The sequence below is a fragment of the Caulobacter sp. FW305-C-30-S16 genome, from assembly GCF_058783025.1.
In genome coordinates this window covers 1,303,630-1,329,140 of the sequence record NZ_JBYSYH010000001.1, presented here as the reverse complement: position 1 = coordinate 1,329,140, position 25,511 = coordinate 1,303,630, and the positions used below count along the sequence as shown (strand labels likewise).

Annotated in this window: 26 protein-coding genes; 11 read left to right on the top strand and 15 right to left on the bottom strand. The window is 67.9% G+C overall.

Annotated features, from left to right (window positions below):
* Nucleotides 1-24: 24 nt before the first annotated feature.
* The 4 genes from AC3WJT_RS06545 to AC3WJT_RS06530 all read right to left on the bottom strand — a co-directional run bounded on the left by AC3WJT_RS06545 (nt 25) and on the right by AC3WJT_RS06530 (nt 3,966).
* A complete protein-coding gene (locus tag AC3WJT_RS06545) occupies nt 25-1,566 on the bottom strand; it encodes a DUF1570 domain-containing protein (RefSeq protein ID WP_492342260.1) in 1,542 nt (513 codons plus the stop codon).
* Between the two features lie 10 nt (nt 1,567-1,576).
* The gene (locus AC3WJT_RS06540) at nt 1,577-3,061 is read right to left on the bottom strand and encodes a DUF1570 domain-containing protein (RefSeq protein WP_492342259.1); all 1,485 of its coding nucleotides are present in this window, start codon (nt 3,059-3,061) and stop codon (nt 1,577-1,579) included.
* A 101-nt stretch (nt 3,062-3,162) separates the two neighbouring features.
* Complete coding sequence (locus AC3WJT_RS06535) at nt 3,163-3,543, bottom strand: hypothetical protein (protein ID WP_492342258.1); 381 nt, start codon at nt 3,541-3,543, stop codon at nt 3,163-3,165.
* A gap of 90 nt (nt 3,544-3,633) precedes the next feature.
* Complete coding sequence (locus AC3WJT_RS06530; RefSeq protein ID WP_492342257.1) at nt 3,634-3,966, bottom strand: DUF1491 family protein; 333 nt, start codon at nt 3,964-3,966, stop codon at nt 3,634-3,636.
* Nucleotides 3,967-4,049: 83 nt separating this feature from the next.
* Here AC3WJT_RS06530 and AC3WJT_RS06525 point away from each other — a divergent pair, with 83 nt between their 5' ends.
* Nucleotides 4,050-4,964 carry a hypothetical protein gene (locus AC3WJT_RS06525; protein ID WP_492342256.1) on the top strand — a complete coding sequence of 305 codons (915 nt, stop codon included), beginning with the start codon at nt 4,050-4,052 and terminating at the stop codon, nt 4,962-4,964.
* Here AC3WJT_RS06525 and AC3WJT_RS06520 read toward each other — a convergent pair.
* Nucleotides 4,961-6,664, bottom strand: coding sequence for a sensor histidine kinase (locus AC3WJT_RS06520; RefSeq protein WP_492342255.1), 1,704 nt, complete (start codon nt 6,662-6,664; stop codon nt 4,961-4,963). The two genes, AC3WJT_RS06525 and AC3WJT_RS06520, sit on opposite strands and share 4 nt — an antisense overlap.
* A 166-nt stretch (nt 6,665-6,830) precedes the next feature.
* Between AC3WJT_RS06520 and AC3WJT_RS06515 the strand changes: the two genes are divergently transcribed.
* Complete coding sequence (locus tag AC3WJT_RS06515; protein WP_492342254.1) at nt 6,831-7,610, top strand: sensor histidine kinase; 780 nt, start codon at nt 6,831-6,833, stop codon at nt 7,608-7,610.
* Between the two features lie 22 nt (nt 7,611-7,632).
* Nucleotides 7,633-8,067 (top strand): SufE family protein, encoded by a 435-nt coding sequence (locus AC3WJT_RS06510; RefSeq protein ID WP_492342253.1) that lies wholly within the window; start codon nt 7,633-7,635, stop codon nt 8,065-8,067.
* Here the strand turns inward: AC3WJT_RS06510 and AC3WJT_RS06505 are convergent.
* The 7 genes from AC3WJT_RS06505 to AC3WJT_RS06475 form a co-directional block, all read right to left on the bottom strand.
* Nucleotides 8,049-8,765, bottom strand: coding sequence for a DUF6456 domain-containing protein (locus AC3WJT_RS06505; RefSeq protein ID WP_492342252.1), 717 nt, complete (start codon nt 8,763-8,765; stop codon nt 8,049-8,051). The two genes, AC3WJT_RS06510 and AC3WJT_RS06505, sit on opposite strands and share 19 nt — an antisense overlap.
* Nucleotides 8,762-9,133: a helix-turn-helix domain-containing protein gene (locus tag AC3WJT_RS06500; protein ID WP_492342251.1), complete on the bottom strand. Its 372-nt coding sequence runs from the start codon at nt 9,131-9,133 to the stop codon at nt 8,762-8,764. The genes AC3WJT_RS06505 and AC3WJT_RS06500 overlap by 4 nt, the downstream gene beginning before the upstream one ends.
* Before the next feature lie 190 nt (nt 9,134-9,323).
* Complete coding sequence (mopJ, locus tag AC3WJT_RS06495; protein WP_492342250.1) at nt 9,324-9,812, bottom strand: motility/cell cycle regulatory protein MopJ; 489 nt, start codon at nt 9,810-9,812, stop codon at nt 9,324-9,326.
* Nucleotides 9,813-10,015: 203 nt separating this feature from the next.
* Nucleotides 10,016-10,435, bottom strand: a complete 420-nt coding sequence (locus AC3WJT_RS06490) for a Ros/MucR family transcriptional regulator (RefSeq protein WP_492342249.1) — start codon at nt 10,433-10,435, stop codon at nt 10,016-10,018.
* Between the two features lie 212 nt (nt 10,436-10,647).
* On the bottom strand, nt 10,648-11,901 hold the full coding sequence (locus AC3WJT_RS06485; protein ID WP_492342248.1) for a DUF2336 domain-containing protein: 1,254 nt from the start codon (nt 11,899-11,901) through the stop codon (nt 10,648-10,650).
* A gap of 81 nt (nt 11,902-11,982) precedes the next feature.
* Nucleotides 11,983-12,867 carry a crotonase/enoyl-CoA hydratase family protein gene (locus tag AC3WJT_RS06480; RefSeq protein ID WP_492342247.1) on the bottom strand — a complete coding sequence of 295 codons (885 nt, stop codon included), beginning with the start codon at nt 12,865-12,867 and terminating at the stop codon, nt 11,983-11,985.
* A 68-nt stretch (nt 12,868-12,935) separates the two neighbouring features.
* Nucleotides 12,936-14,279, bottom strand: a complete 1,344-nt coding sequence (locus tag AC3WJT_RS06475; protein ID WP_492342246.1) for a cytochrome P450 — start codon at nt 14,277-14,279, stop codon at nt 12,936-12,938.
* Between the two features lie 188 nt (nt 14,280-14,467).
* Here AC3WJT_RS06475 and AC3WJT_RS06470 point away from each other — a divergent pair, with 188 nt between their 5' ends.
* Together AC3WJT_RS06470 and AC3WJT_RS06465 are read left to right on the top strand one after the other, a co-directional pair.
* A complete protein-coding gene (locus tag AC3WJT_RS06470) occupies nt 14,468-16,138 on the top strand; it encodes a GMC family oxidoreductase (protein ID WP_492342245.1) in 1,671 nt (556 codons plus the stop codon).
* Between the two features lie 37 nt (nt 16,139-16,175).
* Nucleotides 16,176-17,714: an acyl-CoA synthetase gene (locus tag AC3WJT_RS06465; protein ID WP_492342244.1), complete on the top strand. Its 1,539-nt coding sequence runs from the start codon at nt 16,176-16,178 to the stop codon at nt 17,712-17,714.
* A gap of 178 nt (nt 17,715-17,892) precedes the next feature.
* Here AC3WJT_RS06465 and AC3WJT_RS06460 read toward each other — a convergent pair whose 3' ends face one another.
* Nucleotides 17,893-18,681 carry a thioesterase family protein gene (locus AC3WJT_RS06460; RefSeq protein ID WP_492342243.1) on the bottom strand — a complete coding sequence of 263 codons (789 nt, stop codon included), beginning with the start codon at nt 18,679-18,681 and terminating at the stop codon, nt 17,893-17,895.
* Between the two features lie 129 nt (nt 18,682-18,810).
* On the opposite strand from AC3WJT_RS06460, the gene AC3WJT_RS06455 reads away from it, so the two are divergent.
* Nucleotides 18,811-19,260, top strand: a complete 450-nt coding sequence (locus tag AC3WJT_RS06455) for a MaoC family dehydratase (RefSeq protein ID WP_492342242.1) — start codon at nt 18,811-18,813, stop codon at nt 19,258-19,260.
* Between the two features lie 112 nt (nt 19,261-19,372).
* Entirely contained in the window at nt 19,373-19,768 is a 396-nt protein-coding gene (msrB, locus tag AC3WJT_RS06450; RefSeq protein WP_492342241.1) for a peptide-methionine (R)-S-oxide reductase MsrB, read from the top strand.
* A gap of 56 nt (nt 19,769-19,824) precedes the next feature.
* Here msrB and AC3WJT_RS06445 read toward each other — a convergent pair whose 3' ends face one another.
* Both AC3WJT_RS06445 and AC3WJT_RS06440 read right to left on the bottom strand, forming a co-directional pair.
* Nucleotides 19,825-20,043, bottom strand: coding sequence for a CsbD family protein (locus AC3WJT_RS06445; RefSeq protein ID WP_492342240.1), 219 nt, complete (start codon nt 20,041-20,043; stop codon nt 19,825-19,827).
* A gap of 64 nt (nt 20,044-20,107) precedes the next feature.
* Nucleotides 20,108-20,929, bottom strand: a complete 822-nt coding sequence (locus AC3WJT_RS06440) for a trypsin-like serine peptidase (protein ID WP_492342239.1) — start codon at nt 20,927-20,929, stop codon at nt 20,108-20,110.
* 124 nt (nt 20,930-21,053) lie between these two features.
* Between AC3WJT_RS06440 and AC3WJT_RS06435 the strand changes: the two genes are divergently transcribed.
* From AC3WJT_RS06435 to AC3WJT_RS06420, 4 genes are all read left to right on the top strand, one after another.
* Nucleotides 21,054-23,225, top strand: coding sequence for a S9 family peptidase (locus tag AC3WJT_RS06435; protein ID WP_492342238.1), 2,172 nt, complete (start codon nt 21,054-21,056; stop codon nt 23,223-23,225).
* A complete protein-coding gene (locus tag AC3WJT_RS06430; RefSeq protein ID WP_492342237.1) occupies nt 23,210-23,767 on the top strand; it encodes a GNAT family N-acetyltransferase in 558 nt (185 codons plus the stop codon). Before AC3WJT_RS06435 ends, AC3WJT_RS06430 begins: the two co-directional genes overlap by 16 nt.
* A gap of 73 nt (nt 23,768-23,840) precedes the next feature.
* Nucleotides 23,841-24,143: a hypothetical protein gene (locus AC3WJT_RS06425; protein ID WP_492342236.1), complete on the top strand. Its 303-nt coding sequence runs from the start codon at nt 23,841-23,843 to the stop codon at nt 24,141-24,143.
* Nucleotides 24,144-24,187: 44 nt separating this feature from the next.
* Nucleotides 24,188-25,510: a hypothetical protein gene (locus AC3WJT_RS06420; RefSeq protein WP_492342235.1), complete on the top strand. Its 1,323-nt coding sequence runs from the start codon at nt 24,188-24,190 to the stop codon at nt 25,508-25,510.
* Nucleotide 25,511: the final 1 nt, after the last annotated feature.

Below are 25,511 nucleotides of genomic sequence, written 5' to 3'. Positions count from 1 at the left end.
GGGTAGCCGTCCCGCCGCCGTTTGTCACCTGTCGCCGGGGCCTTCATCCGCCGGCTCGCCGGCCGCATCCGCCAGCTGGCCGGCGCGAGCCTGGGCGATCAGCCGTTCCGCCGCATCGGCGAGCGAGCCGCCGTGCGGATTGTTGGCCAGCGGGGTCAGCAACGCGATGGCCTGGGGGAACCGGCCGCGCTTCATCAGCGCCCGCGCCGCGTTGAGCCGTATCGTACCGACCTGCGGCGCCAGTTCATGCGCCTTGAGCAGCACCGCCAGGGTGTTGTCGGTCGGGTAGTCCGGCGTCATCGAGCGCGACTGGGCGTAGTTGTACAGGATCTGGTAGCGGTTCTGGTCGACCGCGAACGCCTTGCCCAGCCAGGGGCTGGCCTCGGCATAGAGCGCAGCGCGGCGGGAACGGTCGGCGTCTCCGGCGAAGATGCGGCTCAGCGCCATCAGCCACAGGGCGTCGGCGTCGCGGGCGTCGGCGGCGATGCGGCGGGTCAGGATCGCCTCGCCCGCCGACCGGTCGCCGAAGGTGATCTCCGCCCGGGCCAGGGTCAGGTCGGCCAGACGGTCTCCGGGAAAGCGCGCGGCGCGCTCGCGGATCTCGGCCAGGAACGCCGGACGATCGCTTGCGGGCACGCCGCTCTTCAGACGCTGCGCCTCAAGCAAAAGCGCATCGGCCGACGGCGGCATCTCCGTCACTACAAGCTCGGCCGGCGGCCGCGCGGTGCGCTTGTAGCGAATGCCGGGCGTGGCGCGCAGGTACTGCTTCAGCGTCTTCTCCGCGGTCACAAGATCCGTACCCAGCGCCGTCTCGAGCGACTTGACCGGATCCTCTCCGCGACCGATCGCCAGCAGATAGTCGCCCAGCCGGGCCTTTCGCGCCGGATCGCTGAGCATGTAGTGCGTCAGCAGCCAGGACTGGGCGTAGTACATGCCCCTCGCCCGGTCCGGCCCGTCTCCGGCCCGGATCGGCGGGGCGATGGCGGCGATGGTGCTCAGCGGCAGCCAGGCGTTGTTGGCCAGGTTCGCCGCCCGCCCCTGCGGTGCGACGCCGACTTCAATCAGGGTGTCCTCGACCCGCGTGGCCCCGAAATACTCGGCATAGCCCTCGACCAGCCAGGCCGGATAGGCGGCGGCGAAGTGCTGCATCATGAAATGATGGACGTACTCATGGAACAGGAAGCGCTGGCCGTTGCCCGACCCCCGCTCGCCGCGGATCGCGACGGCGTAGATGTCGCCGAGGTTGGCGCGATAGACGCCGGCGACGTATTCGGTGGCGTCGGGCCAGCTCCGCTTCAGGTCCTTGTTCCCCCCGACGAGATAGATGTCGAGCTTGCGGGGCGGCGCTGCGGACGGGTCCATGCCATGGGCCATGCGCAGCAGGCTGTCGAAGTCCTCCAGATCGGCCGCAAAGTTGCGCAGGTTCGACTCCGGCCCGTCACTGTAGAGGACGAAGTGGGCCGTCTCGGCCCGCAGCCATTTCGCCTCCGCCGCCGATGCGCCCCATCCGGTTGCGACCAGCAGGCCGACGACGACCGCCAAGACGGCGCGGAACATTGGCGACACGGCGGAACTCCTAGCTTGCGGCGAGCGCCGCCTGAACACGCTTCATCAAGACCCTGGCCCGTTCGACCAGATCGCCGCCATGGGGACTGTTGACCAGGGGCCGTAGCAGGGCCTCGGCCTCGCGCCAGTTCCTGCGGGCCATCAACACCTGAATGAGCTCGAACCGGAGATCAACCACCTGCGGCGCCTGACGGTAGGCGGTGACCAGCAAGGTCTGGGTTTCCAGCGTCGGAAAGCCGGTCTCCCCTCGCCGGGCCTGGGCGTAGGCGAACAGGATCCGGTAGTCCGTCGGGGCGAGCTGCGCGGCGCGCTGAAGCACCGCCAGGCCCTCAGCCCGCAGCGCCTCCGCTTTCGTGTCGTCCTTTTCCTCGTCCGCCGCGTAGTTCAGGTGGGAGCCCAGAATGAACATCGCCTCGACGTCGGTCGGGTTGGCCTTGATCCAGTCACCCGCCACGGCCCGGCCCTTGGCCGGATCGCCCAGTTCCATCTCTGTCTGGGCCAGGGCCAGCATGGCCAGCTGGTCGCCGGGGAACTTCGCCGCCTTGGCGCGGATCATCGGCAGGTAGGCCTCGTTCGTCGACTTCCAGGAATGGGCGACCAGCTGCATCCGGTCGAGAAGCAGGGCGTCCGCGGACGGCGGCAGAGCCGTAACGGTGATGGGCGGCACGGCGAAATCCGTCCGCTTGTACTGGGTGTAGAGCAGACCGGTGTTCATGTACCGGCGCAGGGCCTCGTCCAGCGCATCGGCGGACATGCCCGTCGCCGTGACCATCGCCTCGACGGGGTCCGCCCCCCGGCCGACCGCGGAGGCGTAGGCGCGGAACTGCCCGAACCGGGCCGGGTCGCTCATCAGATAGTGGGTGAGCAGCCAGGATTCCGCATAGAAGTCGCTCCAGCTGGAGGTCCCCGGCCCGCGCTTGTTGGACAGCACGTCGGCGATCTTCAGCCACCGGCCATCGCGCAGTTCCGACGAGCGCCCGACATTGACCCGTCCGACCTCGACGAACGCGCCCTTGATCCGGGTCGTGCTGTAGTATTCGGCGTACCCCTCGACCATCCAGGCCGGATAGGCCCCCGGAAAGTTCTGCAGCATGAAGTGGTGCACGTACTCGTGCTTCAGGGTGACGGAGTCCTCGTCGTCCCCCTCCAGGACGGCGATGGCGAACACGTCGCCCGGACCAGAGGTGTAGTAGCCGGCGACCATGTCGCTGGCGCCGTGCCAGGTGCGCTGGAGATCCGCGCGGCTGCGGACGAGGTAGATCGGCAGCTTCCGGGGCGGTACGCCGGTCTCGGGCAGGCCATGGCGCGCGCGCAGCAGGCTGTCGAACGTCTCCATCTGGATGACGTAGTCCCGCAGGACGCTTTCACCCCGGTCGGTATAGATGATGAAGCGCGGACTCTCGGCCCGCAGCCACTTCGCCTGCGCCGCTGCGGGTACGAGCAGGAGCCCGACGGCCGCTGCCAGAGCCGCAACCCAGCGTTTCCATAGTGGCATCGCCTGTCCCCCCGGGCGTACGCGCCTCAACTTCAACGCGCAGGTTAGGCGAGCGGTCGGACGTCCGTAAAGGTTCGGAAAGCCACGGCAGCCGGGATTCGTCAGGCGGCGAGGCGCCGCCACACCTGCCGGTCAGCCTCGACCGTCGTCAGGGAGCCCTGCTTCTGGCGTTCGTACAGCAGCGCCATGACCTCGAACCCGATCTGGCAGTAGCGGGTCTGCACCTGGTCGATCGGACAGCCGACCGCCGTCGCGACGAACAGGGCGGCGTTGATCTCCGGCGTCCGCGTCATGATCAGCGCGGCCAGGCGCTCGGCCCGTTCGGGATCGGTGTGCGGCAGCATCGGGTTTTCCGAGAACAGCTCGGCGCCGAGTTGCTCCACGAACCTGTGACTGAGACGGGCGAACCGTCGCGCAGCGACCGGCGGGGCGAGATCAAGCGCGTCGAGATTCAGCACGACGTCGTTCATCAGGAAAAGCATGGTTGGCGCGCCGGACACTGCAGAAGGAACCGACCCCATTTGAGCCGGTCGGGCTTTCAGTCCGGTGTAGAAAGGCGGTTAACGGCGCGGCTACCGGTGTTCCACGGCCTCGACGAGGAAGTGCCGGCCCTCGCGATCATCGATCTCGACGATCCAGACATCGGGATCGATACGCAGGGCGCGCTGGGCATAGGCGTCCAGATCGGCCTCGGCTTCGGAGATCACCGGCTGCATCCAGACGCGCTCGCCATCGCCGCGGGTCGCCTCGCTGTAGAGCCGCGCCGTGCCGGCCTTGCGATCCAGCACCTTGACCAGGACTGCGCCCGCGCGGGGATCGCCCTTGCGGACCACGACCGGAAAGGCGCCGCCCAGTTCGGCGCGGCGCAACAGCGCGCCCACCCAGATGTCCGTCGAAAGAAGCACGACCGTTCCCGCTAACCGAACCGCAACCCGCACACTCTAGGCTGCGCCCTGCGATTTCAGAGCATACGGAAAAAGACCGGTCCATGACGAGCCCGCGCACGGCGCCTCTCCCCCGGTGGCGGGAAATCTGGCTGGCGGCGGCCGTCTGCGCCACGCCTTGCGTCGCCCTGGCCGGCAGTGCGCTGGACCTGTTCTACGAACGGTCCGTCATGGCGGCGGCTGATACGCGTTGCGACCTCTTCGATCCGGGCGTCTCCACGGCGCTGGATGCGGCAAGGGTTCAGGCGCGGGGCGCGGCCTTGCGCGCCGGCGCCAGTGAGGACGTCCTGCTCGGCGTCGAACAACGCGCGCGGGCGAAGGCCCAGGCCGCCGATTGTCGATCCGCCGACGTCGCGACAGCAGCCGGTCGGGTCCGGACAGCTTTCGAGGGCTATTCCCGCATCAGCCGCCTGACCTACCCGGGCGACACTGCGGCCTGGCAGGCCGACCGTACGATTTCCATCGACGGCCCTCTCTGGCGGCTGTCGCAGCCGTCGAAGTTCGGCTGGGACAAGATGGTCTTCGGCCTGGGCGGCAAGCACGGCCAGGGCGTGCTGCTCGCCTCGGCCAGTTTTGCAGACGGCGCCTCGCCCTACGCGGTGCGGCTGGTGATGCGCGACGTCAGCCGGACATCGGGCCCGTATCTTGATCGACGTCTGGCGGGGCCTGACGGCCGCATTCCGCTGGCCGGGCGGATGCCGCCGTCGGCGACGCGCGCGTTTTCGGCCGAGGCCCGCAGTCCCGCATCGGCCCGCCTCGCCCCGGCCGGCGCGAAGTCCGCCCTGCTCGTCCGCTTTCCGGCCCAGGCGACCGAAGCCCTTGCACGGCTTGATCCCCGCGAGGCCGTGATGGTTGAGTTCGTGTTCTCGGGCCGCGAGCGGGACGCCGTCCGCCGCGCCTATGTCGAGGTCGGCGACTTCGCCGCCGGCAGGGCCTTTCTGAAGGTCGAAAGCCGTTAGCGGATCGGGTTGAACGCGATCACGTTGTCGCCGACAGGCGGCGGGACACCCTGTTCCGGCTTGATCAGCACCGGCAGCCTGACCGTGACCGAAGTGCCCTCGCCCACCGTGCTTTCGATCGTCATCTCGCCACCGTGCAGTTCGGCGAACGAGCGGACCAGCGACAGCCCCAGCCCGGTGCCCATCTGGCGCTGGGTCGGATCGCCGGCCTGTTCATAGGGCCGCCCGAGGCGTTCGAGATCGTCCTTCGAAATGCCGACGCCCGTGTCGGCAACGACGAGTTCGAAGACTCCATCATAGCCGTGCGCGGTGACGGTCACGGCTCCGCCCTTGGGGGTGAACTTCAACGCGTTGGACACCAGGTTCAACACGATCTGCTTGATCGCCCGGCGGTCGGCATCGACGTCCAGCGCCCCCTGGGCGATGACGCCGCGCAGCCGGACGCCGACGCCGTCAGCCTGGACTCGCATCAACCGCATGGCCGCGGAAACCGCCTCGCGGGCGTCGAAATCCTCGCGCGACAGCTGGAAGCGTTCGGCCTCGATCTTGGACATGTCGAGCACGTCGTTGATCAGGTCCAGCAGGTGGCCGCCGGACTCGTGGATCAGGTCGCCGTACTCGCTGTACTTGTCAGGCAGCGGGCCGAACATGCGCGCCCGCATGATGTCCGAGAAGCCCATGATGGCGTTCAGCGGCGTCCGCAGTTCATGGGACATGTTGGCGAGGAAGCGCGACTTTCCGGCGGCCAGGCTCTCGGCGTCCTGCCGCGCCTGCTCGAGTGACGCCTCGCGGTCACGCTCAGGCGTGGCGTCGCGCACGACGGCCAGCAGCAGGTTCTCCTCGACCCGGCGCAGGGTGACGGCCGACCAGCGGTCGACCGCGCCGGCGGGGGTGAAGCCGACCTCGGCCGCGCCCTCCGATGAAGCCTTGCGCAGGCCATCCAGAATGGCGTTGCGATCCCGGCCGCCAAGGGCGGCGGCGGCCAGACCCAGGGAGCCCAGGGTGTCGCGCGAAATCCCTGCCGGCGGCCGGCCGAACATCGCGCGCACCCGGCCGTGCGGATACAGCGAAAGAATCAGGTGCGGTTGCTCCTCGAGGACCGCGCGCAGGCGTTCGACCTCGTCATCCAGCCGGATTTCGCGGCGGTTGACCTGGCGTTCGATCATGATCAGGCCGGCGCCGAGGCCAAGGCCGGTGGTCGCCAGGGCCGTCAACCCCATCCAGAAGGCGACCATGCCGGTCGGCGGAGCCGGCGCCAGACCCGCCAGAACTGCGAAGGCGGAAACGGCGGCGGCCATCAGCGCCAGAGCCGCGCTCTGCGGCAGGCGTCCGCCGCCGCCTTGCGCCGCCGCGGCTGCAACGGGCGCGAGGCACCAGGCGGCCAGCGGCCCGGCGACGCCGCCGGCGAGGATACAGGCCAGGCATCCGCCAACGGCCCAGAGAACCAGCATCAGGCCCTGGTCGCGGCGCGACTGACGCCGGCGCGTCGCCAGAGCGACACCGGCGGGCAGACCGCCGACGAACAGCGCCGGGGCGACCGGCCAGAGCGTTTGCGGATAGATGATGGCGAGCAGGACCAGGGTGATGCCGACAGTCGACAGCCAGGCGATGGACCAGACGCGGCTTCCGCGCGTCAGGTCCGCGTGCGTCGCCGAAGCGACGCCGCCCACTTGGGCCTCGTCGGAGTCGCTTTCGCCCACTGGCCTATCGTCCCCTCGCCCCGTTCTGGGCCTTGCAAGGACAGTAGCGGCCTCTCGCCCCCGGCTCCAGACCGCTCAATCGCCGGGCGACATGAATTGGTGGGCACTCGCGCGGGGTCCTGTGGACAGAAACGGATCCGTAACCGTGAAGCCCCATTTTGGGCCGATGACCAGGACGGTACGGCCTTCAGCCGCGCCCCTGCAGTCCGACACTCCGGGGCGCAAGTTCGAACTGCCGGCGGCGCGCGATCCAGCGCTCGACGAGAGACGCCGGGCATTTCTGCGCGCGATCAGTCATGAGCTGAGAACGCCACTGACCTCGATTATCGGCTTCTCCGAGATTATCGCCGCCGAGCTTTACGGCCCTCTGGGCGCGCCGCAGTACCGGGAATACGCCGAACATGTCCGGCGCAGCGGGCGTCGACTGCTGAAACTGGTCAATCAGGTGCTGGAGATCGCCAGGCTCGAGGGCGGCGCGGCGGACATGGCGCTGACGCCTCAACCGCTGGTGCACCTGCTCGACGATGTCGGCGATCTGCTGCGCGAAGACCTCCTTGCCAGGAACGGACGGATCGTCGTCGCGGACGAATCCGACCTGCCGACCGTCCGGGTGGACGCGCGGGCCGCCCGCGACCTGCTGTTCAATCTGATCCAGAACGCCCTGCTGCACGGGCCGGTCGATGGCGCAGTCGAAATCCGCGCCCGCCAGGAGGGATACCAGGTCGTGATCGAGATCAAGGACGCCGGCCCGGGCGTCGATCCGGCGGACATCCCCGGCCTGCTCACCCTTTTCCCACAAGACGCCCCCTCCAGCCCGATGACCCTCCGTATCGGGCTGGGCTTGCCGATCGCCAGGCTGCTGGCCGAGGCCATGGGCGGCGGACTGGCGCTGTCCTCGGCTGAAGGGCGCGGCCTGACGGCGATCGTGACCTTGCCCGCCGCCTGATGCCGCCCTAAGTGCGCGGTCCATGACCACCAGCATCTCCGAAGCGTTGGCTGAGCTCGCCGGCGAATTTGAACTCCTCGGCGATTGGGAGGAGCGCTACCGCTACGTGATCGAGCTCGGACGCGAGCTTGAACCCCTGAGCGACGCCGAGCGGTCGGACAGCAACAAGGTTCGCGGCTGCGCCAGCCAGGTCTGGCTGGTCACCGAGCCGCGCGACGACGGAACCGTCCATTTCCGGGGCGATTCTGACGCCCATATCGTGCGGGGACTGATCGCCATTCTGATGCGGCTCTACGCGGACCGCACGCCGGACGAGACGCTGGCCTTTGACGCCAACGCCGCCTTCGCGACGCTCGGCCTCTCGGGCGCCCTGTCGACCCAGCGGTCAAACGGTCTGGCGTCGATGGTCGATCGCATCCGCCGCGACGCCGGGGCGCTTCAGCAGCCCAGGCCGTAGTGGGTCGCCAGCCGGCCCAGCGCCAGCTTCAGCACCGTCTTGCCCGCCCGCCGCGGCAGCCCCAGCGAGCGCTCCGCCGCCTCGAGCGCCGTGCCGGCGAAACAGACATGTTCGAGGATCTCTCTGAGCCCCGGGCCGACATCCGTCAGGGCCCGGGCGATCCTGGCCTTGGCGGCCCTGGCCCGTTCCGCCGGATCAACGCCTGGGCCGCGCCCGCCCCGCGCCCTGGGCCCGGCGTCCCAGGCCATGGTCAGGCGACCGACCGTGCCGGCGGCTACGAAGTCATCGCGCAGTTTCTCGGCCGCGGCGATCTCCGGCAGGGTCAGCCAGGCCTCGCCCCGACCGTCGCGCCGGCGCGCCAGCCAGGCGATGGGCGACTCTCCGAGATTGACAGTCCTCAAGGCCGGACGGCCGTCCGGTCCGGTGACCAGACGGCGGCCCTCGATGAGGCTGGGACGGCCGGGCGGCGGCGGCGCTGAATCTGTCGATACCCGCGCCAGGCGCCAGCCGCCCTCGGCCCTGACTTTCAAACCCGGGTCCCGCGTGAGCGCCGCGAAGTCCGCTTCATCAATCTGGACCGAGGACCGCCGGCGACGATCGGCGGACAGGCGGACGGCGTAGAGCCCCTCACCTTCCGCATCGAGCCAGGCGCCGGGGCGGGCGAGGACCCTCAAGGCGCGCACGACCGGCGCGCTCATGGCCGCGTCTCCGACCAGGAATCGGGCGCCTGGCGAATACAGGCTTCGAGTTCGGCCAGTCGGGCGTCGATCCCGGGATCGTCGCGCAGGTCCTCGACCACCCGGACGGCGTTGCTGGCCGTGGTCCGGTCGCGCCCGAAGGCCGCCGCCACCCGGGCGAGCGACCACTCGAGCGTGACATGCGCCAGATAGATGGCGATGTGCCGGGCGCGGGTGGCGGCCTGGCTGCTGCGGGTTCGGGCGGCGATCTCGCGCGCGGGCAGATCGGTGGCCAGCCCGATAAGACTGGTGATGAAGGCCGCCTTCAGCCTGTCGCGGCGATGATCGGGGGGCGGCCCGTAGAGATCGTCCTGGTCCTGAAGTGTCATGTGATCCTCGTCATCGCCGCCATCAGGACGGCGCGTCCGCCCACTGTGCCGGATTGCGATGGGTTGAGGATAATATTCCTATCTATGGACGCGCAATAGGAAAATTGTCATTTGTCCGCAGGCGTTTGCCCGACGACAGAGTCAACTGCGCCTCAGAGGAACGGGAAATCGTGGATCGACTTGGCGGCGATCAGGCCGCGCGGATGCCGGACAGGTCGCCCTGCACGCCGACGACGGCGTCGTAGCCCAGGATCATGTCGACGTTGACGCCGTCGCTGGCGAGCGGGAGGCGCAACCACAGCAACGAAACGTGGCCAGAGCCACGCCAGGACAGGCTGTGGCAGCCGACGGCCGGACGACGGTCCTCGACCACCTTGTCGAGTTCAGTGCGCCAGTAGTCAGCGGTCTTGGATCCATAGACATCGCTGAGGGTCCGACCCGTGATCTCCCGACCGTAAACGCTGTACAGGCCAGTGCCCGCCAGACGCAGGCGGTAATCACGGCGCAGGCCGTCGACGACATCGATCAGGCTGACCGTAGGGAGCAGGCGTTTGAAATCTTCGGGACGGATGTCCGCCCGCCCGGGGATCCGGCCGGCCTGGCGCAACGAGGCCCAGTAAGCGAACAGCTCTTCATGGGCGCGGGCGGCTGTCGCCGAAGCGCCCAGTTGCGCGGCCATCTACAGAATCCTTAACAACCCCTTGGAATCACCGGTGATTCACTATCGCTTAACCAGCGAATCGGGGGCAAGCGAAATTCGCGTTGCGCGGCAAAGTTTCGCGCGCGGAGTCAAGGATCTGGCGAAAAAGCTGAGTCTTCACAACAGAAAGGGGCGGCGAGCCGAGCCCGCCGCCCCTCTGGCATAAACCGGAAAGAGACGCCTTAGCGCTTCTTCTTGGCCGCCTGACGGCCGCCCTGGCCGAGGCCCATCTGCTTGGCCAGTTCCGAACGCGCCTTGGCGTAGTTCGGAGCGACCATCGGGTAGTCCTTGGGCAGGCCCCACTTGGCGCGGTATTCCTCGGGGCTGATGTTGTACTTGGTCCGCAGGTGCCGCTTCAGCGACTTGAACTTCCGGCCATCCTCGAGGCAGACCAGATGGTCCGGCGTGATCGAGCGGCGAACCGGCACGGCAGGTTCCTTGGGCGCAATCTCGACCGTCACCGATCCGCTGGCGACTTCAGTCAGCGCCTTGTGGACGTTCTGGATCAAGCTCGGGATATCGTTGGCGGCCACGGAATTGTTGCCGACATAGGCGGACACGATGTCCGTCGTCATCTCGATGATCGCGGATTTGTCTTCCATCTGACCTTGTTCCATCAATTTGGAGATTGGACCCGACCGGAATCGGCTCGCGTCATTGCATTTCGACGCTGCATATAGCGCCCGTTCCAGGGGCACAAGCATTTCGAACATAGAAACGGGAGCAATTACTCGTCGCCAAGGCAATGGAAGAACGGCGCCCTTCAATCAATCAACGCGTCTTCACTCGCACGTTTCTGTCCGGCGACAGGATATCAGCGGCGGCGCAGGTCGCCGCCGAGGGCCAACATCGCAGCCCGTTGCGGTTGCGAGAATTCGTCGAGCGCCTGTTCGTCGCCGTTCCGGATCGCCTGGATCAGCGCCGGGGTCAGAGCCGAAGACAAGGACCAGTTCCAGTACCGCAGCACCGTTTGGGCCCGATCGACCGCAATCGTGTCGAACAGGGTCAACACCCGATCCAGTGTCGGCGCGACATTGCCGGCCGCATCCGTCTCCGGGCGTCGCAACGCGCGCCAAAGCAGGCGCACATTGTTGCGCGGCAGACCGGTGGCCTTGCAGAGGATCGCCAGCGGCTCTCCGCCCGGATCAGTGAAGATCTTCGCGCCGGTCATCGGCTTCAGGCCGGACAGGTAGGCGATCTCTTCCGCCACTTCGCGGGTGAAGCTCTCGGACGCGACCTGGACGGCCTCGTCCAGGCTTTCAAAGGGGCTCTTGGCGATCGCCGCGCGGTTGCGCTGACGGCGCTCGATGAACTGCAGCGCCTTGCGGGTCAGCGGGTCCTGCCAGTTCTCGTCGGCCGCCATCGCGAAGACGTCGCTGACCGCCTCCTGCAGGACTTCCCGCGAGACCGCGAACCGCTGAAGGATCACTCGCCGGGCATCGGCGTCCGACCACCAGAACATCACATAGGCATGGCTCGGCCGCAGTTCGCTCCGGCGCAGCAGCAGCGGAATGTGCCGGGGGTTGTCACGGGTGCCGGCGACGATGGTCTCGATCGCCTCGTGACTCAGCTTCGCAAGGTCGTTGCGCAGCAGGGCTTCGGTCACCGCGGGCTCGCCGCGCTGAACCAGTTCGTCGGCGACCATCTCGTTCAGGCCGCGGCGCGCGGCGATCAGACGGCGATGCTCGAGCGTTCCACTGCGCACACAGTCGATCAGGTCGCCGTCGCCGACGGTCGCGCTGTTCTCGAGCAATTGCCTGGCGACCTCGAGGTCGTCGCGCATCAGCATGCGGGCGAGGCCGGTGGGAATGTCCGAGACGTTGGCGATCCGCCGGGCGATCCGGATACGCTCGTCGAGGGCGGCCTCGCGCAGAAGCTCTACGATCAGGTCGGCCGTCATCGATCGCTCGAACGTATTGACCCGGCTGCCCGGCAGACAGACGACGTCCGCCAGCCGCTTCAGCAGCGTCGTGCGCGACCGGGCCGGCGGCGGAGTCGGCGGCACGGCGTCGCGCCCCTGACCGACGTCAGGTTGATCAAATGCGGGCCGGGCGGCGGGATCGCTCATGATTCACGGGGACGGGCGGCGCCAGAGCGCGCCGCTGCCCCGATCACACCAGAGGCTTGTTAACCGCTGGTGACCGCGCGGCTATTTGAACGCGCGCTGGTCCCAGTAGGGCCAGATATCCGGCAGATCGCTGGATACCTTGTCCGGATAGGCCGGGGCGCGCTTCTCGAGGAAGGACATGACGCCCTCCTTGGCGTCACCCTGGGCGCCGCGGGCCATGATCGCGCGGCTGTCGGACATGTGCGCGTCCATCGGATGCGGCGCGCCGACATTGCGATAGAGCAGCTGACGGGTCAGGGCGACGGACACCGGCGCGGTGTTGTCGGCGATCTCCCGGGCCAGGGCGTAGGCCGCCGGCAGAAGATCTTCCGGCGCATGCAGCGAGCGAACCAGGCCGCCGTCCTTAGCTTCCTGGGCCGGGAAGACGCGGCCCGTGTAGCACCACTCCAGCGCCTGCTGCAGACCGACCAGTCGCGGCAGGAACCAGGACGAGGCCGCTTCCGGCGTGATGCCGCGACGCGCGAACACGAAGCCGAACTTGGCCTCGGTCGAGGCCATCCGGATGTCCATGGCCAGCTGCATGGTGACGCCGATGCCGACCGCCGCGCCGTTCACGGCCGCGATCACCGGCTTCAGGCTTTCGTAGATGCGCAGGGTCAGAAGACCGCCGCCGTCGCGGTAGACGCCGTTGACCTTATTGGCCTCGCGCGGGTCGCTCTCCAGCTTGGCGTAGTCGAACGTCTTTTCGCCGCCGCCCAGGTCCGCGCCGGCGCAGAAGGCGCGGCCGGCGCCGGTGACCACGACCACCTTCACCGCGTCGTCAGCGTCGGTGATGTCGAACGCCTTGATCATCTCCGCCATCATCTGGGTGGTGAAGGCGTTCATCCGGTCGGGCCGGTTCAGGGTGATCGTCGCGATACCGTCCTTCACGTCCAGAAGGATGGTCTCGAAGGTCGGGCTGGCCATGGCGGGCTCCTGATTTGCTGTGTCGCGCGGATGAAGACCGCCGGACGTGACGGAAGGCAAGGGGCCGACTAGGCCGCCTTGCGCTCCGGAGAGAAACTGACGCCGAGCTTGCGGATGGCGTGGACGAAGTTGTTCGGCGCGATGTCGATCTCGCCGTTCCAGCGCATGTCCGGGAAGCGGGCCAGGATCTGGCGGTAGGCTTCCTCAAGCTGGATCTGCGCCACGCGCTTGCCGATGCAGGTGTGGGGGCCGTAGCCGAAGGCGATGTGCTTGTCGGCGTTGGCGCGGGTCACGTCGAGGCGGTCGGGATCGGCGAACACGGCCGCGTCCCGGTTGGCGGCGCCATAGTACATGATCACCTTCTCGCCCTCGGCGATCGTCTGGCCGTTGATCACCGCATCGCGGGTGGCCGTGCGGCGCATGTAGATCACCGGGCTGACCATGCGGATGAACTCGTTGACCGCGCCCGGCAGCAGATCCGGATTGGCGATCAGTTTCGCGCGCTCTTCGGGAAACTCCGTCAGCAGCTTCATCGAGCCCGACAGGGTGTTCCGCGTGGTGTCGTTGCCGGCGAAGACGATCAGCAGCCAGGAGCCGTCGAGGAACTCGTCGCTCAGTTCCTCGCCCTCGACCTTCGCCCGGGCGATGGCGGTGAGCAGATCGGCCTGGGGGTCGAGGCGGCGCTTGTGCAGCATGTGCCGGCCGTAGTCGAACATCTCTTCGACGTTGCTGTTGAAGTCGGCGATGAACTGCATCAGCTCCAGCGTCGGCGTGATGCCGGCTGTCGCCTGCTCGCTGGCCATGTTCTGGGCCATCTCGAGATAGTGCATCCACTTCAGGAATTTCGGGCGATCCTCGGGCGGCACGCCGAGGATTTCGCAGAGCGTGAACAGCGGCAACACGGCGGAGAAGTTCTCCACCAGGTCGCACTCGCCCTTGTCGGCCATCTCGTTGAGCAATCGCGTCACCTCGCCGCGCACCTTCTCGGTCACGCCGCGCAGGTAGGAGGGGGTGAAGTAGGGCATGTGCTCGCGGCGCAGCTGCAGGTGATTGCCGCCGTCCAGATTGATCATCGCGTCCATCGAGGCGCGGTACAGCAGGGCGTGCCGCTGCTCGGGCCTGCCCTGGGCCATCAGGATGCCGCCGCGCTGGCTGGAAAAGGTCTCCGGGTCGCCATTCACCGCCATGACGTCCTCGTGGCGCGTCACGACCCAGAACCCGGGCCCGCCGTGCCGCGTCTCGGAGTGCCACATGACCGGCGCCTCGGCGCGCAGCCGGGCGAAATCGCTCCAGGGCTGGCCGTCGCCGAACTTGCGGATGTCGGTCATGTCGACCCCGTCCAGCACGGGCCAGGCCTGCGGAAAGCCGGGCCCAGGGCGGCCGTCGACGGCGGTCTCGCTGATCAGTTGCATGGCCCGAACCTCCCAAGGTTATCGTTGTTACGGCGACCATAGGGCAGTCGGGTGACGGGGCAATCATCACCTCGCGTCAGCTTCCGCGACGGCGCCCTTCCCTTCCGGCCTTCCGCGCCCGTAAGGTGATCGCCGATCAGGCGAGCGGAGACTCTCCGGTCATCGAGAGGACACGAGGCAGGGGCGCCATGAGCGACATCATCGAAGCGGACTACATCATCGTCGGCGCCGGCAGCGCCGGCTGCGTCCTCGCCAACCGGCTCAGCGCCGACGGCAAGACGAAGGTGCTGTTGCTCGAGGCCGGCGGCGACGACCGGCCGACGAAGAACCCCTCGCAGTTCCTCTCCAACATGATGATCCACATTCCGGTCGGCTACTCGCAGACCCTGAAGGATCCCAAGGTCAACTGGCTCTATTCTACCGAGCCCGACCCCGGCACCGGCGGCCGCACCCACGTCTGGCCCCGCGGCAAGGTGCTCGGCGGGTCCTCCTCGATCAACGGCCTGCTCTACATCCGCGGCCAGGACGCCGACTATGACAACTGGCGCCAGTTGGGCTGCGAAGGCTGGAGCTGGGACGACGTCCTGCCCTACTTCCTGCGGTCGCAGCATCAGGAGCGCGACGCGGGCGACCTGCACGGCAAGGGCGGGCCGCTGAACGTCTCTGACGTCACGACCACCCATCCCGTGTCTGACGCCGTGGTCGACGCCTGCGAACAGGCCGGCATTCCGCGCCGCGCCGACCTGAACGGCGGCGACCAGGAAGGCGTGAGCTACTACCAGCTGACGGTGAAGAACGGGCAGCGCTGCTCGGCCGCCGTCGCCTATCTGCATCCGGCCATGGGTCGCCAGAACCTGCGGGTCGAAACCAACGCCCTGGCCTCGAAGGTGCTGTTCGAGGGCAAGCGGGCCGTCGGCGTCGCCTTCACCCAGAACGGCGTCAAGCGCACCGCCCGGGCGGCGAAGGAAGTCATCCTTTCGGGCGGCGCGGTCAACTCGCCGCAACTGCTGCAGCTGTCGGGAGTCGGCCCGGGCGGCCTGCTGCGCGAGCACGGCATCGATGTCGTGGCGGATCTGCCCGGTGTCGGTGAAAACCTGCAGGACCACTATGTGATGAGCGTGCGCTACCGGCTGAAGCCGGACGTAATCTCGGTCAACGAGCTGACGCGCGGTCCGCGCTTCATCGGCGAGGCGATGAAGTTCCTGTTCCAGCGCAAGGGCCTGCTGACGCTGTCGGCGGCGCATATCGCGGTGTTCTGCAAGTCGCGCCCCGACCTCGCGCACCCGGACATTCAGTACCACATCCTTCCGGCCACCATGGACGCCGACAAGCTGGCCAACGAGCAGAAGATGGAGCTGGAAGGCGCACCGGGCCTGACCATCGCCCCCTGCCAGTTGCGCCCCGAAAGCCGCGGCCACATCCGTATCAAGTCGGCCGACCCGAGCGTCTATCCGAGCATCTTCGCCAACTATCTGGCCGACAGTCTCGACCAGGAAGTGGCCGTCGCCTCGCTGAAGATCGGCCGGAAAATTGCCGAACAGGCGGCGCTCGCGCCCTACATCGACCACGAGATGAACCCGGGTCCGGAATTCCAGAGCGACGAGATGCTGCTGGAATACGCCCGCGGCGCAGGCACCACGATCTATCATCCGGTCGGCACCTGCCAGATGGGCAGTGGCCCCCAGGCCGTGGTCGACGCCCAGCTGCGGGTTCACGGCGTGGAGGGCCTGCGGGTCGTCGACGCCTCGATCATGCCCCGGCTGGTCAGCGGCAACACCAACGCCCCGACCATCATGATCGCCGAAAAGGCCAGCGACATGATCCTGGGCAAGTCGGCGCCATCCGCGCTCGCTGCCTGACCCCTATCGTCTCTCCTCAAACCGAAGCGTCTGAACCATGCACCCCTTCATCCACGCCCAGACCCAACCCGACCGCGCCGCCTACATCATGGCCGGAACGGGCGAGACGGTGACCTACAAGCAGCTGGACGAGCGCTCGAACCAGGGCGCCCAGCTGTTCAGATCGCTGGGCCTGCAGACGGGCGACGTCATCGCCATCTTCATGGACAACAGCCCGCGCTATTTCGAGCTTACGTGGGCGGCCCAGCGCGCGGGGCTCTACTACACCTGCATATCGTCGAAGCTGACCGCCAGCGAGGTCGAGTACATCGTGCGGGACTGCGCCGCCAAGGTGTTCATCGCGTCCGCCACCGTCGGCCCTGTGGCTGACGAAATGCCGGCCCTGATCGGCGACCTGACGCTGTTCATGACCGGTGGCGCGAAGGCTCCGTACGCCAGCTTCGAGGCCGCGCGCGACGCCATGCCGTCGACGCCGATCGCCGACGAAGCCGCCGGCTCGGACATGCTGTACTCGTCCGGCACGACCGGCCGCCCGAAGGGGGTCAAGCCGGCCCTCACCGGCCTGCCGATCGACTCGCCCAACTCGCTGCAGATGATGAGTCAGGCGCTGTTCGGCTTCACCAACGACTGCGTCTACATCTCGCCCGCGCCGCTCTATCACGCGGCCCCGCTGCGCTGGTGCATGAGCGTGCACAAGCTCGGCGGCACCGTGATCGTCATGGAGAAGTTTGACCCGGAGGCCATGCTGGCGCTCATCGAGAAGTACCGGGTCACCTGCGGCCAGTTCGTGCCCACCCACTTCGTGCGCCTGCTGAAACTGCCGGAAGCCGTGCGGGCCAGGTACGACGTTTCGTCCCTGACTTCAGCGGTCCATGCCGCCGCCCCCTGCCCCGTGCCGGTCAAGGAACAGATGATCGCCTGGTGGGGTCCGATCATCCACGAATACTACGCCGGCACCGAGGGTAACGGCTTCTGTTACATCGGCTCGGCCGACTGGCTGAACCACAAGGGCTCGGTCGGCAAGGCCGTGCTGGGCGAACTGCGAATTTGCGACGAGGAGGGCAATGCCTTGCCGCCGCGCAGCGAAGGTCAGGTCTATTTCGAGAACGGCCCGCCGATCACCTATCACAACGACCCCGTGAAGACCGCCGAGAGCTACAACAAGCATGGCTGGACCAGCCTGGGCGACGTGGGCTGGGTCGATGAGGAAGGCTTCCTCTACCTGACCGACCGCAAGAGCTTCATGATCATCTCCGGCGGCGTGAACATCTATCCGCAGGAGATCGAGAACCTGCTGGTGACTCACCCCAAGGTCGCCGACGTGGCCGTGGTCGGCGCGCCGGACGACGAAATGGGCGAAAAGGTCGTCGCGGTCATCCAGCCGGCCAACTGGGACGAGGCCGGCGACGACCTGGCGGCCGAGTTGAACGCCTATGTCCACGCCAACCTCAGCGGCGTGAAGCGGCCCCGGCAGATCGATTTCATGGAACAGCTGCCGCGCCATGACACGGGCAAGATCTACAAGCGCCTGATCCGCGACGCCTACTGGGCCGACAAGGCCGCCAAGATCGGCTGACGATCGCGCAGGCGGGTCGGTCACCGGTCGCAGCTCAAGGTCCCGGGCGGTCGGGGCGGCCATCTCGCCGACCCCATGGCGTCCGCGCCGGTGAATCACCGGCGTGGACGCGCCGGCGTCAGTATCGACGCGACCGGTCTGAAAAAATGCAGCTGCGCATTAAATGGCGCGAACGCCGTCAGGCCTGTCCGCGTCGGTCGATGAGGACACTCTGCACCGCTCGGCCGAAGTAACCTTTGCGATCCGCCAGCCGGGCGAAGGCCAGACCGCCGCCGCTGTCGCCGACCCAGGTTTCGGCGTCGAGCAGGATCCAGGACCCGACCGGATCGCGGCTGAAGCTCACCGACAGGTCGGCGTTGATGAAGGTCCACTGCTGGAAGTCCAGCACCGCCGAGACGCCGTTGCAGAAGTCCGCCGTGAGCGCCGCCCGCATCACCGGCGTGGTCGCCTCGCCCTCGACGATCGCCCGGTCGGCGCGGAACCAGACAGCGGCGGGGCCGGGCTTGCCCCATTCCCCGCGAGCGATCTTCGCCGACATGCCTGAGCCAAAGCCCTGGCTGGATCCGAAGCCCGGACGCCGGGCCTCGTCCTCGGGCGGCGCCTCGAACGCCAGCGGGCGGAAGCCGTCGTGGTCCGGCAGGTCCTGCGGCTCGTCACGCAGCTTCAGCACGCTGGCGCGGACGCATTCCTTGCCCTCGGACAGCAGGCGGATCTGAAGGAGTTGCAGCTTGCGGCCCTCGCGCAGGACCTCGGTCTCGATATCGAGCGTGGCCACCGGCACCGGCCGCATCAGGTCGACCGTGATCCTGGCCACCCGCATCGGCCGGGCCGAAGGAAACCGCTCCGCCGCCCGCGCGACCAGTGCGGAAGGCGCGCCGCCGTGCTGCATCGTGGGGTCCCAGGGACCGGCCGAAAAGGGCGTCGCGGCGGCGCGGGTTCCATCGAGGCTGAAGACGTAGTCGCTCACCGTGATCCTCCGCGGGCGCTGCTGCGCTCGTGTTCGCCCCGTGCCGTGACGGAAATCAATGGCCGGGCTTCCCTTACCCGTCGGCACGGGGCAGAAAGCTGGCGAACAAGCGTTTGAGGAAACAGCGCCATGAAGGAAGTCGACTACAAGGATCTGCAGAGCCTCGTTGGCCAGGAGATCGGCGTTTCGGACTGGGTCGAGATCACCCAGGAGCGGGTCAACCAGTTCGCCGAGGCGACCGGCGACCACCAGTGGATTCACGTCGACGTCGAGCGGGCGACCCGCGAGATGGGCGGCCCGATCGCCCACGGCTACCTGACCCTGTCGCTGATCCCGTTCCTCGGCGCCGGCATGCTGCGCGTCAACGGCGTGACCCGCGGCATCAACTACGGCAGCGACAAGGTCCGCTTCACCAACATGGTCCGCGTCGGCAAGAAGGTGCGCATGCGCCAGAAGCTGCTGGCGGTCGAGGCCAAGTCCGGCGGCCTGCAGATGAAGAACGAATGCACGATCGAGATCGAGGGCGAGGATCGCCCCGCCTGCGTCGCCGAGACCATTTCGGTCATCTACGGCGGCTGATCTCCCGTAGAGGCCCTGCCCGCCGATCACGCGCCCTTCACGACCAGTCGCCTGGACCGTGAAGGGTCCGCGCCCTAGATCAGGTTTCGGGGAGAGGCACGGAGAGAGATCGATGCCCTATCGCGTGACACGCACCGACGCCGAATGGCGCCGCCTGCTGACCGCTGACCAGTACGCCGTGCTGCGCAAGCAGGGCACAGAGCGCCCTTTCACCAGCCCGCTGGACCATGAAAAACGGCGGGGCGTATTCCATTGCGCCGGCTGCAACTGGCCTGTGTTCAGCTCGGTCGACAAGTTCGACAGCGGTACGGGATGGCCGTCCTTCAAGAAGCCGATCAACGCGCGGGCGACGGGTACGTCGATCGACCGGTCATTCTTTTCGGTCCGCACCGAAGTCCACTGCGCCAACTGCGGCGGGCATCTGGGACATGTGTTTCCCGACGGCCCCAGACCGACAGGTCAGCGATGGTGCATGAACGGGGTCGCCATGATCTTCCGGCCAAGCTGACATGACAACGGCCGCGGATCGCTCCGCGGCCGTTCTCTGTTCTGATCCGGACAGACCTAGCTCTTGAACGAGCGGTCTTCCTGGAGGCGGTGTTCGAAGGCGGTGATTTCCTCGTCCGCCTTGTCCCGGGCGTAGCCGTAGCGCTCCTGGATCTTGCCTGCGAGCTGGTCGCGCTTGCCGGCGATGACCGTCAGATCATCGTCCGTGAGCTTGCCCCACTGTTCCTTCACCTTGCCGGTGAATTCCTTCCAAGAGCCTTCGACGCGGTCCCACATGGCGGTACTCCTTGCATGGTCATGGCGTCCGTGGACGCCTCGCAACAAGAACCGCCGGAAGGCCTCAGGGTTCCGCCGCTTCTTCGGCGGACGCCGTTTTTGATCCGACCGGAGGCGGGTCGGACCGAAGCGCGGCAGGCGGCTTGACGCCGTCCAGCATGTTGATCGCCTCGCGGATGAAGCGGGCCTGGGTGACGATGCCGATCTCGAGCCGCTCGCCCGACAGTTCGACCTGCTGGGTCAGCATGCCGGCGATGAACTGAACCTCCTGGGCCTCCGTCGCGCCGGGCCGGCGGCGCGCGGCCTGGGCCATGAACACCGGCCCGCCGGAGTTGCCCGGGAACACGCTGAAATCCAGCAGGAAGGTGGGGAACGATGCGGACGGCGCCAGCGGATAGGAGGCCACCCGGCCGGACCGCAGGATCGGGAACCCCGCCTGGTTGGCAGCCAGGCCGCGCGGGAAGCCCAGCGCCATCATCTCGTCGCCGGGACCGAGCGCGTACCGGGTGAAGGTCTCGTCCTCGGCCAGCCAGGCCAGTGGAATGGCGGCGCGGGCGAACTCGGGCGGCGCCTCGATCACCATGGCGGCCACGTCCCGGTCAGGATGGCGGGTCCAGAGCGGCTTCTCGCCGTCACGGATCGTCAGCGGCGTCGGATCGTAGCGCCAGCCGCCTTCGGAGGTCCTGGCCCGAAAGCCGATCTTCGCCGAGGCGATCGGCATTCGGTCGAGCACGTGGGCCGCCGTGACGAGCACGATGCGCGGCTGGCCTTCAGGCGTCGGCGCGTTGATCAGAAACCCGGTGCCGACTGTGCGCGTACCATCGCCAAGCGGCTGTTCGAGCTGGACCGTCGCGTTGATCAGGTCGACCGAAAGGTCCCAGGCCATCGACGCCCCCCGCCCGTACGCTTACCATCGGGCCATTCGCGCCCGTCTCATTACCTGCGCTTCATTTGACCAGAACCGCGGCGGCGCACAAGCTGGCGTCCTGCCGCACCCGGAGAGTTGATACATGAATCGGCGAGACCTTTTGGCCGCGACCGCCGCCGCCGCCCTCACCACCACCCTGTCCACCCGGAGCGCCATGTCCGCCACGCCCAAGCCTGTTCCTCCCGTCGCCCGCAAGATTCCCAAGCGCACCGAGCAGCTGGGCCGCGTCCGCGTCGACGACTACGCCTGGATGAAGGACGACAACTGGCAGAAGGTCCTGCGCGACCCGACGCTGATCAAGGCCGACGTCAAGGAGCACCTGACGGCCGAGAACGCCTATACCAAGGCGATGCTCGCCCCGACCGAGGCGCTGCAGGCGGCGATGTTCGAGGAGATGAAGGGGCGCATCAAGGAAGACGACGCGTCCGTTCCCGACGCCGACGGCCCCTGGGAGTACTACACCCGCTTCGAGAAGGGCGCGCAGCACCCGATCCACGCCCGGCGCCCGGTGGGCAAGACCACCGGCGAAGTGATCCTGCTGAACGAGGAAGCCGAGTCGAAGGGCAAGTCCTTCTACAGCGTCGGTTCCGCCAGCCACACCGCCGACCACGCGCTCTACGGCTGGACCGTCGATGAGCAGGGCTCGGAAGTCTACCGCCTGCATGTCCGCGACATCGCCACCGGCAAGGCCGTCGGCGATGTGGTCGAGAGCGTCTCGGACTTCACCTTCTCGCCGGACTCGAAGTGGATCTTCTGGACCCTGCGCGATGACAACGGCCGGCCGGCCAAGGTCTACCGCCGGCCGATCGGCGGCGCGGCGAAGGACGACGTGCTGGTCTATGACGAGCCCGACGAGGGCTTCTTCATCGGCGCCGGGGTCACCCCGTCGCGCAAATGGATCGTCATCAGCTGCGGCAACCAGGAAACCAGCGAAGCCTGGCTGATCCCGGCCTCAGACCCGACCGCCGCGCCGAAAGTCGTCGAGCCGCGCAAGGTCGGGGTCCGCTACGATCTGGACCACTGGAACGACCACTTCGTGATCCGCACCAACGCCGACGGCGCGGTCGACTTCAAGCTGGTCAAGGCCCCCGAAGACAAGCCCGGCAAGGCGAACTGGACCGACTGGGTCGCCCACAAGCCCGGCAACCTGATCCTCGGCACGGGCGCCTTCCGCGATCACTTCGTGCGGCTGGAGAAGGTCGACGCGGTGAACCGGATCGTGGTCACCGCGAAGGGCGGCGAAGAGCACGTCGTCGGCTTCGACGAGGCGGCCTACGCGCTCGGCCTTGATGGCGGCTACGAGTACGACACGACCAGCGTGCGGTTCACCTACAACTCGATGACCACGCCGCGGCAGTGGATCGACTACGACATGGCGACCCGCAAGCGGACCCTGCGCAAGACGCAGGAAATCCCGTCGGGCCACAATCCGGCGGACTACGAGACCCGTCGCCTGAATGCGAAGGCTCCGGACGGCGCCGAGGTGCCGATCTTCATCCTGATGAAGAAGGGCACGAAGCTCGACGGATCCGCGCCGCTGCTGCTCTACGGCTATGGCAGCTACGGCATCTCGCAGGAGCCGAACTTTTCGATCCGCAACCTGAGCCTGGTCAACCGCGGCTGGATCTGGGCCACGGCCTGCCCACGCGGCGGCGCCGAGAAGGGCTGGGGCTGGTTCCTCGACGGCAAGAAGTTCAAGAAGAAGAACACCTTCACCGACTTCATCGCCTGCGCCGAGCACCTGCACGCCAACGGCTACGGCAAGCCCGAGCGGACCGTCGCCTATGGCGGCTCTGCCGGCGGCCTTCTGATGGGCGCGATCACCAACATGCGGCCCGAGCTGTGGGCCGGGATCATCGCCGCCGTACCGTTCGTCGACGTGATCAACACCATGAGCGACACCAGCCTGCCGCTGACGCCGCCGGAATGGCCCGAGTGGGGCAACCCGATCGAGGACCCCGAGGCCTACGACTACATGATGAGCTACAGCCCCTATGATCAGGTCTCGGCCAAGCCGTACCCGGCCGTGCTGGCGACCGGGGGTCTGTCCGATCCGCGCGTCACCTACTGGGAGCCGGAGAAGTGGGCCGCCAAGCTGCGCGACCACACCACCAGCGGCGACCCGATCCTGCTGAAGATCAACATGGAGGCCGGTCACGGCGGCGCGTCGGGCCGGTTCGACTTCCTCAAGGAGATCGCGCTCGACTACGCGTTCGCCGTCTGGGCCGTGGATCGCGGATGGACCAAGGCCTGATCCTGAGAGCAGCCTCGGCGGACGACGCCGGGGCGCTCGCTGATATCTACGGCGACGCCTGCCTGCACGGGTCGGGCACGTTCGAGGAGGTCCCGCCGGGGCCGGCGGCCATGGCGGAACGGCTCGAGGCGATCCTCGCCAGGGGCCTGCCCTACTACGTCGCCGAGCTGGACGGCCAGGTCGCGGGCTATGCCTACGCCTCGCCGTTCCGGCCGCGCACAGGCTATCGCTATACCGCCGAGGACAGCGTCTACATCGCGCCCTGGGCCAAGGGCCGTGGCCTCGGCAAGGCGCTGCTGACGCCGGTCATCGCCGACTGCGAGCGGCTGGGTCTGCGCCAGTTGATGGCCGTGATCGGCGGCTCGGAGAATGCGGCGTCGATCGCGCTGCACCGGTCGCTGGGGTTCGAGCTCAAGGGCGTGATGACCGGCGTGGGCTTCAAGCTCGGGCGCTGGATGGACATCGTGATGATGCAGAAGGCCCTGAACGGCGGCGTGGAGACCCTGCCAGCCGGACCGGGGCTGCCGCTGGGCGGGGGATAGCAACCAACCGGCGCCCTTCGAACCACGCATTGCACGCGCCCCTCCCCTTCCCTACCTTCGCCCCATGCGATCGATGCGCACCCTTGTCCTGACCCTGATCGCGGTGCTGTTCGCCGTCAGCGGCATGGTGCGCCCCGCCCCGGCGGAGGCCGCGCCCTCGCCCTCGCCCTGTCACGAGGCGCCGGCGCATCACGACAAGTCCGTTCCAGGCCAGGCCGCCATGACCTGCTGCATCGGCTGTATGCCCGCCCCGACCGACGCCGTTGTCGTGTTGACCAGCCTCGCCGCCGAGCGGCCTGCCTATGACCAGCCGGTCTCCGGACTCGAGGGCCGTCTGACTGCGCCGGATCCTGACCCGCCACGCCTTCGCGTCTGAAGCCACACGCCGCTATTGTTGTTTCCAGACAGAAGGAGGGTCCGATGACCCCCGCTACCCGTTCGCGCCTGTTTGCAGGCGCCGCCGCCGCGAGCCTGATGCTCGCGCCCGCCGCGTTCGCGCAGGATCACGACCATCACAGGCCGCCCGCTCCGGCGGCGGCTCCAGCCGCGACGCCGCCCGCAGCCGATACAGACGAAGACACCGTCGTCGGCGGCATGAGCCGCATGACCAGCGCGCTCGGCCCCTATGGCCCCGGCCGCGACGCCGGCGGCACCGCCTGGCAGCCGGACGCCGCCCCGCATGGCGGTCTCCATCTCATGCCCGGCGACTGGATGGTCATGGTCCATGGCGAGTTCAATCTCGTCGCCTCCGAACAGACCGGCCCGCGGGGCGACAGCCGCAGCTTCGCCGCCGGCATGATAATGGCCATGGCCCAGCGGGATCTGGGCCCCGGCAAGCTGCAGCTGCGGGCCATGCTGAGCCCCGATCCCTTCATGGGGCCGGAGGGCTATCCGCTGTTGCTGGCCACCGGCGAGACGGCCGACGGGATCACCCATCTGGTCGACCGCCAGCATCCGCATGACCTCTTCATGGAGCTGTCGGCCAGCTACAGCCTCCCGGTCGGCGACAAAGGCAGTCTGTTCGTTTACGGCGGCCTGCCCGGCGAGCCCGCGTTCGGCCCGCCGGCCTTCATGCACCGCAGCGCGGCCATGGACAGCCCCGAGGCCCCGATCAGCCACCACTGGCTGGACTCCACCCACATCACCTACGGCGTGGTCACCCTGGGCTTCGTCCATGACCGCTGGAAGGTCGAGGCCTCGACCTTCAGGGGCCGGGAGCCGGACCAGCAGCGGTGGGACATCGAGACCGGCGATCTCGACTCCCGCGCCGTACGACTGAGCGTCAATCCGACGGACAACTGGTCGCTGCAGGCCAGCTGGGCGGACATCAGGAGCCCCGAGGCGCTGGAACCGCTGGTCGATGAGGAACGCGTCTCTGTCAGCGCCCTCTATGGCCGCGCGTTCGGCAGCAGCGGCTTCGCTTCGGCCACCGGCGCCTGGGCCCGCAAGGAGAAGGACGGCGACACGCTGGACGCCTGGCTGTTCGAGGGCGCTGTCCAGGTCAACGACGCCTGGACGGTGTTCACCCGCGCCGAGCAGGTCGACCAGGCCGAGCTCGCGCCGGGCAACATCTACACCGTGCGCAAGGTCTCGCTCGGCGTGATCCATGACTGGCGCCTGAGCGATGACATCAAGCTCGGCGTCGGCGCCCTGATCAACGGCTTCGACATCCCCTCTCCCCTGTCGGCCAGCTATGGCGACGCGGGCGGGGGCATGGCGTTCATGCGCCTGAAGATCGGGTAGG

Bases quoted from the DNA above. Each gene is read 5' to 3' on its own strand.
- AC3WJT_RS06480 (WP_492342247.1), bottom strand. From the start codon at position 12,867: ATGGCCAGCCCGACCTTCGAGACCATCCTTCTGGACGTGAAGGACGGT.
- mopJ (WP_492342250.1), bottom strand. From the start codon at position 9,812: ATGGCCGCGCAACTGGGCGCTTCGGCGACAGCCGCCCGCGCCCATGAA.
- AC3WJT_RS06425 (WP_492342236.1), top strand. From the start codon at position 23,841: ATGCGCACCCTTGTCCTGACCCTGATCGCGGTGCTGTTCGCCGTCAGC.
- AC3WJT_RS06420 (WP_492342235.1), top strand. From the start codon at position 24,188: ATGACCCCCGCTACCCGTTCGCGCCTGTTTGCAGGCGCCGCCGCCGCG.
- AC3WJT_RS06440 (WP_492342239.1), bottom strand. From the start codon at position 20,929: ATGGCCTGGGACCTTTCGGTCGACCTGATCAACGCGACGGTCCAGCTC.
- AC3WJT_RS06435 (WP_492342238.1), top strand. From the start codon at position 21,054: ATGAATCGGCGAGACCTTTTGGCCGCGACCGCCGCCGCCGCCCTCACC.
- AC3WJT_RS06500 (WP_492342251.1), bottom strand. From the start codon at position 9,133: ATGACACTTCAGGACCAGGACGATCTCTACGGGCCGCCCCCCGATCAT.
- AC3WJT_RS06515 (WP_492342254.1), top strand. From the start codon at position 6,831: ATGACCAGGACGGTACGGCCTTCAGCCGCGCCCCTGCAGTCCGACACT.
- AC3WJT_RS06445 (WP_492342240.1), bottom strand. From the start codon at position 20,043: ATGTGGGACCGCGTCGAAGGCTCTTGGAAGGAATTCACCGGCAAGGTG.
- AC3WJT_RS06465 (WP_492342244.1), top strand. From the start codon at position 16,176: ATGCACCCCTTCATCCACGCCCAGACCCAACCCGACCGCGCCGCCTAC.
- AC3WJT_RS06430 (WP_492342237.1), top strand. From the start codon at position 23,210: ATGGACCAAGGCCTGATCCTGAGAGCAGCCTCGGCGGACGACGCCGGG.
- AC3WJT_RS06470 (WP_492342245.1), top strand. From the start codon at position 14,468: ATGAGCGACATCATCGAAGCGGACTACATCATCGTCGGCGCCGGCAGC.
- AC3WJT_RS06490 (WP_492342249.1), bottom strand. From the start codon at position 10,435: ATGGAAGACAAATCCGCGATCATCGAGATGACGACGGACATCGTGTCC.
- AC3WJT_RS06510 (WP_492342253.1), top strand. From the start codon at position 7,633: ATGACCACCAGCATCTCCGAAGCGTTGGCTGAGCTCGCCGGCGAATTT.
- AC3WJT_RS06540 (WP_492342259.1), bottom strand. From the start codon at position 3,061: ATGCCACTATGGAAACGCTGGGTTGCGGCTCTGGCAGCGGCCGTCGGG.
- AC3WJT_RS06455 (WP_492342242.1), top strand. From the start codon at position 18,811: ATGAAGGAAGTCGACTACAAGGATCTGCAGAGCCTCGTTGGCCAGGAG.
- AC3WJT_RS06525 (WP_492342256.1), top strand. From the start codon at position 4,050: ATGACGAGCCCGCGCACGGCGCCTCTCCCCCGGTGGCGGGAAATCTGG.
- AC3WJT_RS06535 (WP_492342258.1), bottom strand. From the start codon at position 3,543: ATGCTTTTCCTGATGAACGACGTCGTGCTGAATCTCGACGCGCTTGAT.
- AC3WJT_RS06505 (WP_492342252.1), bottom strand. From the start codon at position 8,765: ATGAGCGCGCCGGTCGTGCGCGCCTTGAGGGTCCTCGCCCGCCCCGGC.
- msrB (WP_492342241.1), top strand. From the start codon at position 19,373: ATGCCCTATCGCGTGACACGCACCGACGCCGAATGGCGCCGCCTGCTG.
- AC3WJT_RS06485 (WP_492342248.1), bottom strand. From the start codon at position 11,901: ATGAGCGATCCCGCCGCCCGGCCCGCATTTGATCAACCTGACGTCGGT.
- AC3WJT_RS06475 (WP_492342246.1), bottom strand. From the start codon at position 14,279: ATGCAACTGATCAGCGAGACCGCCGTCGACGGCCGCCCTGGGCCCGGC.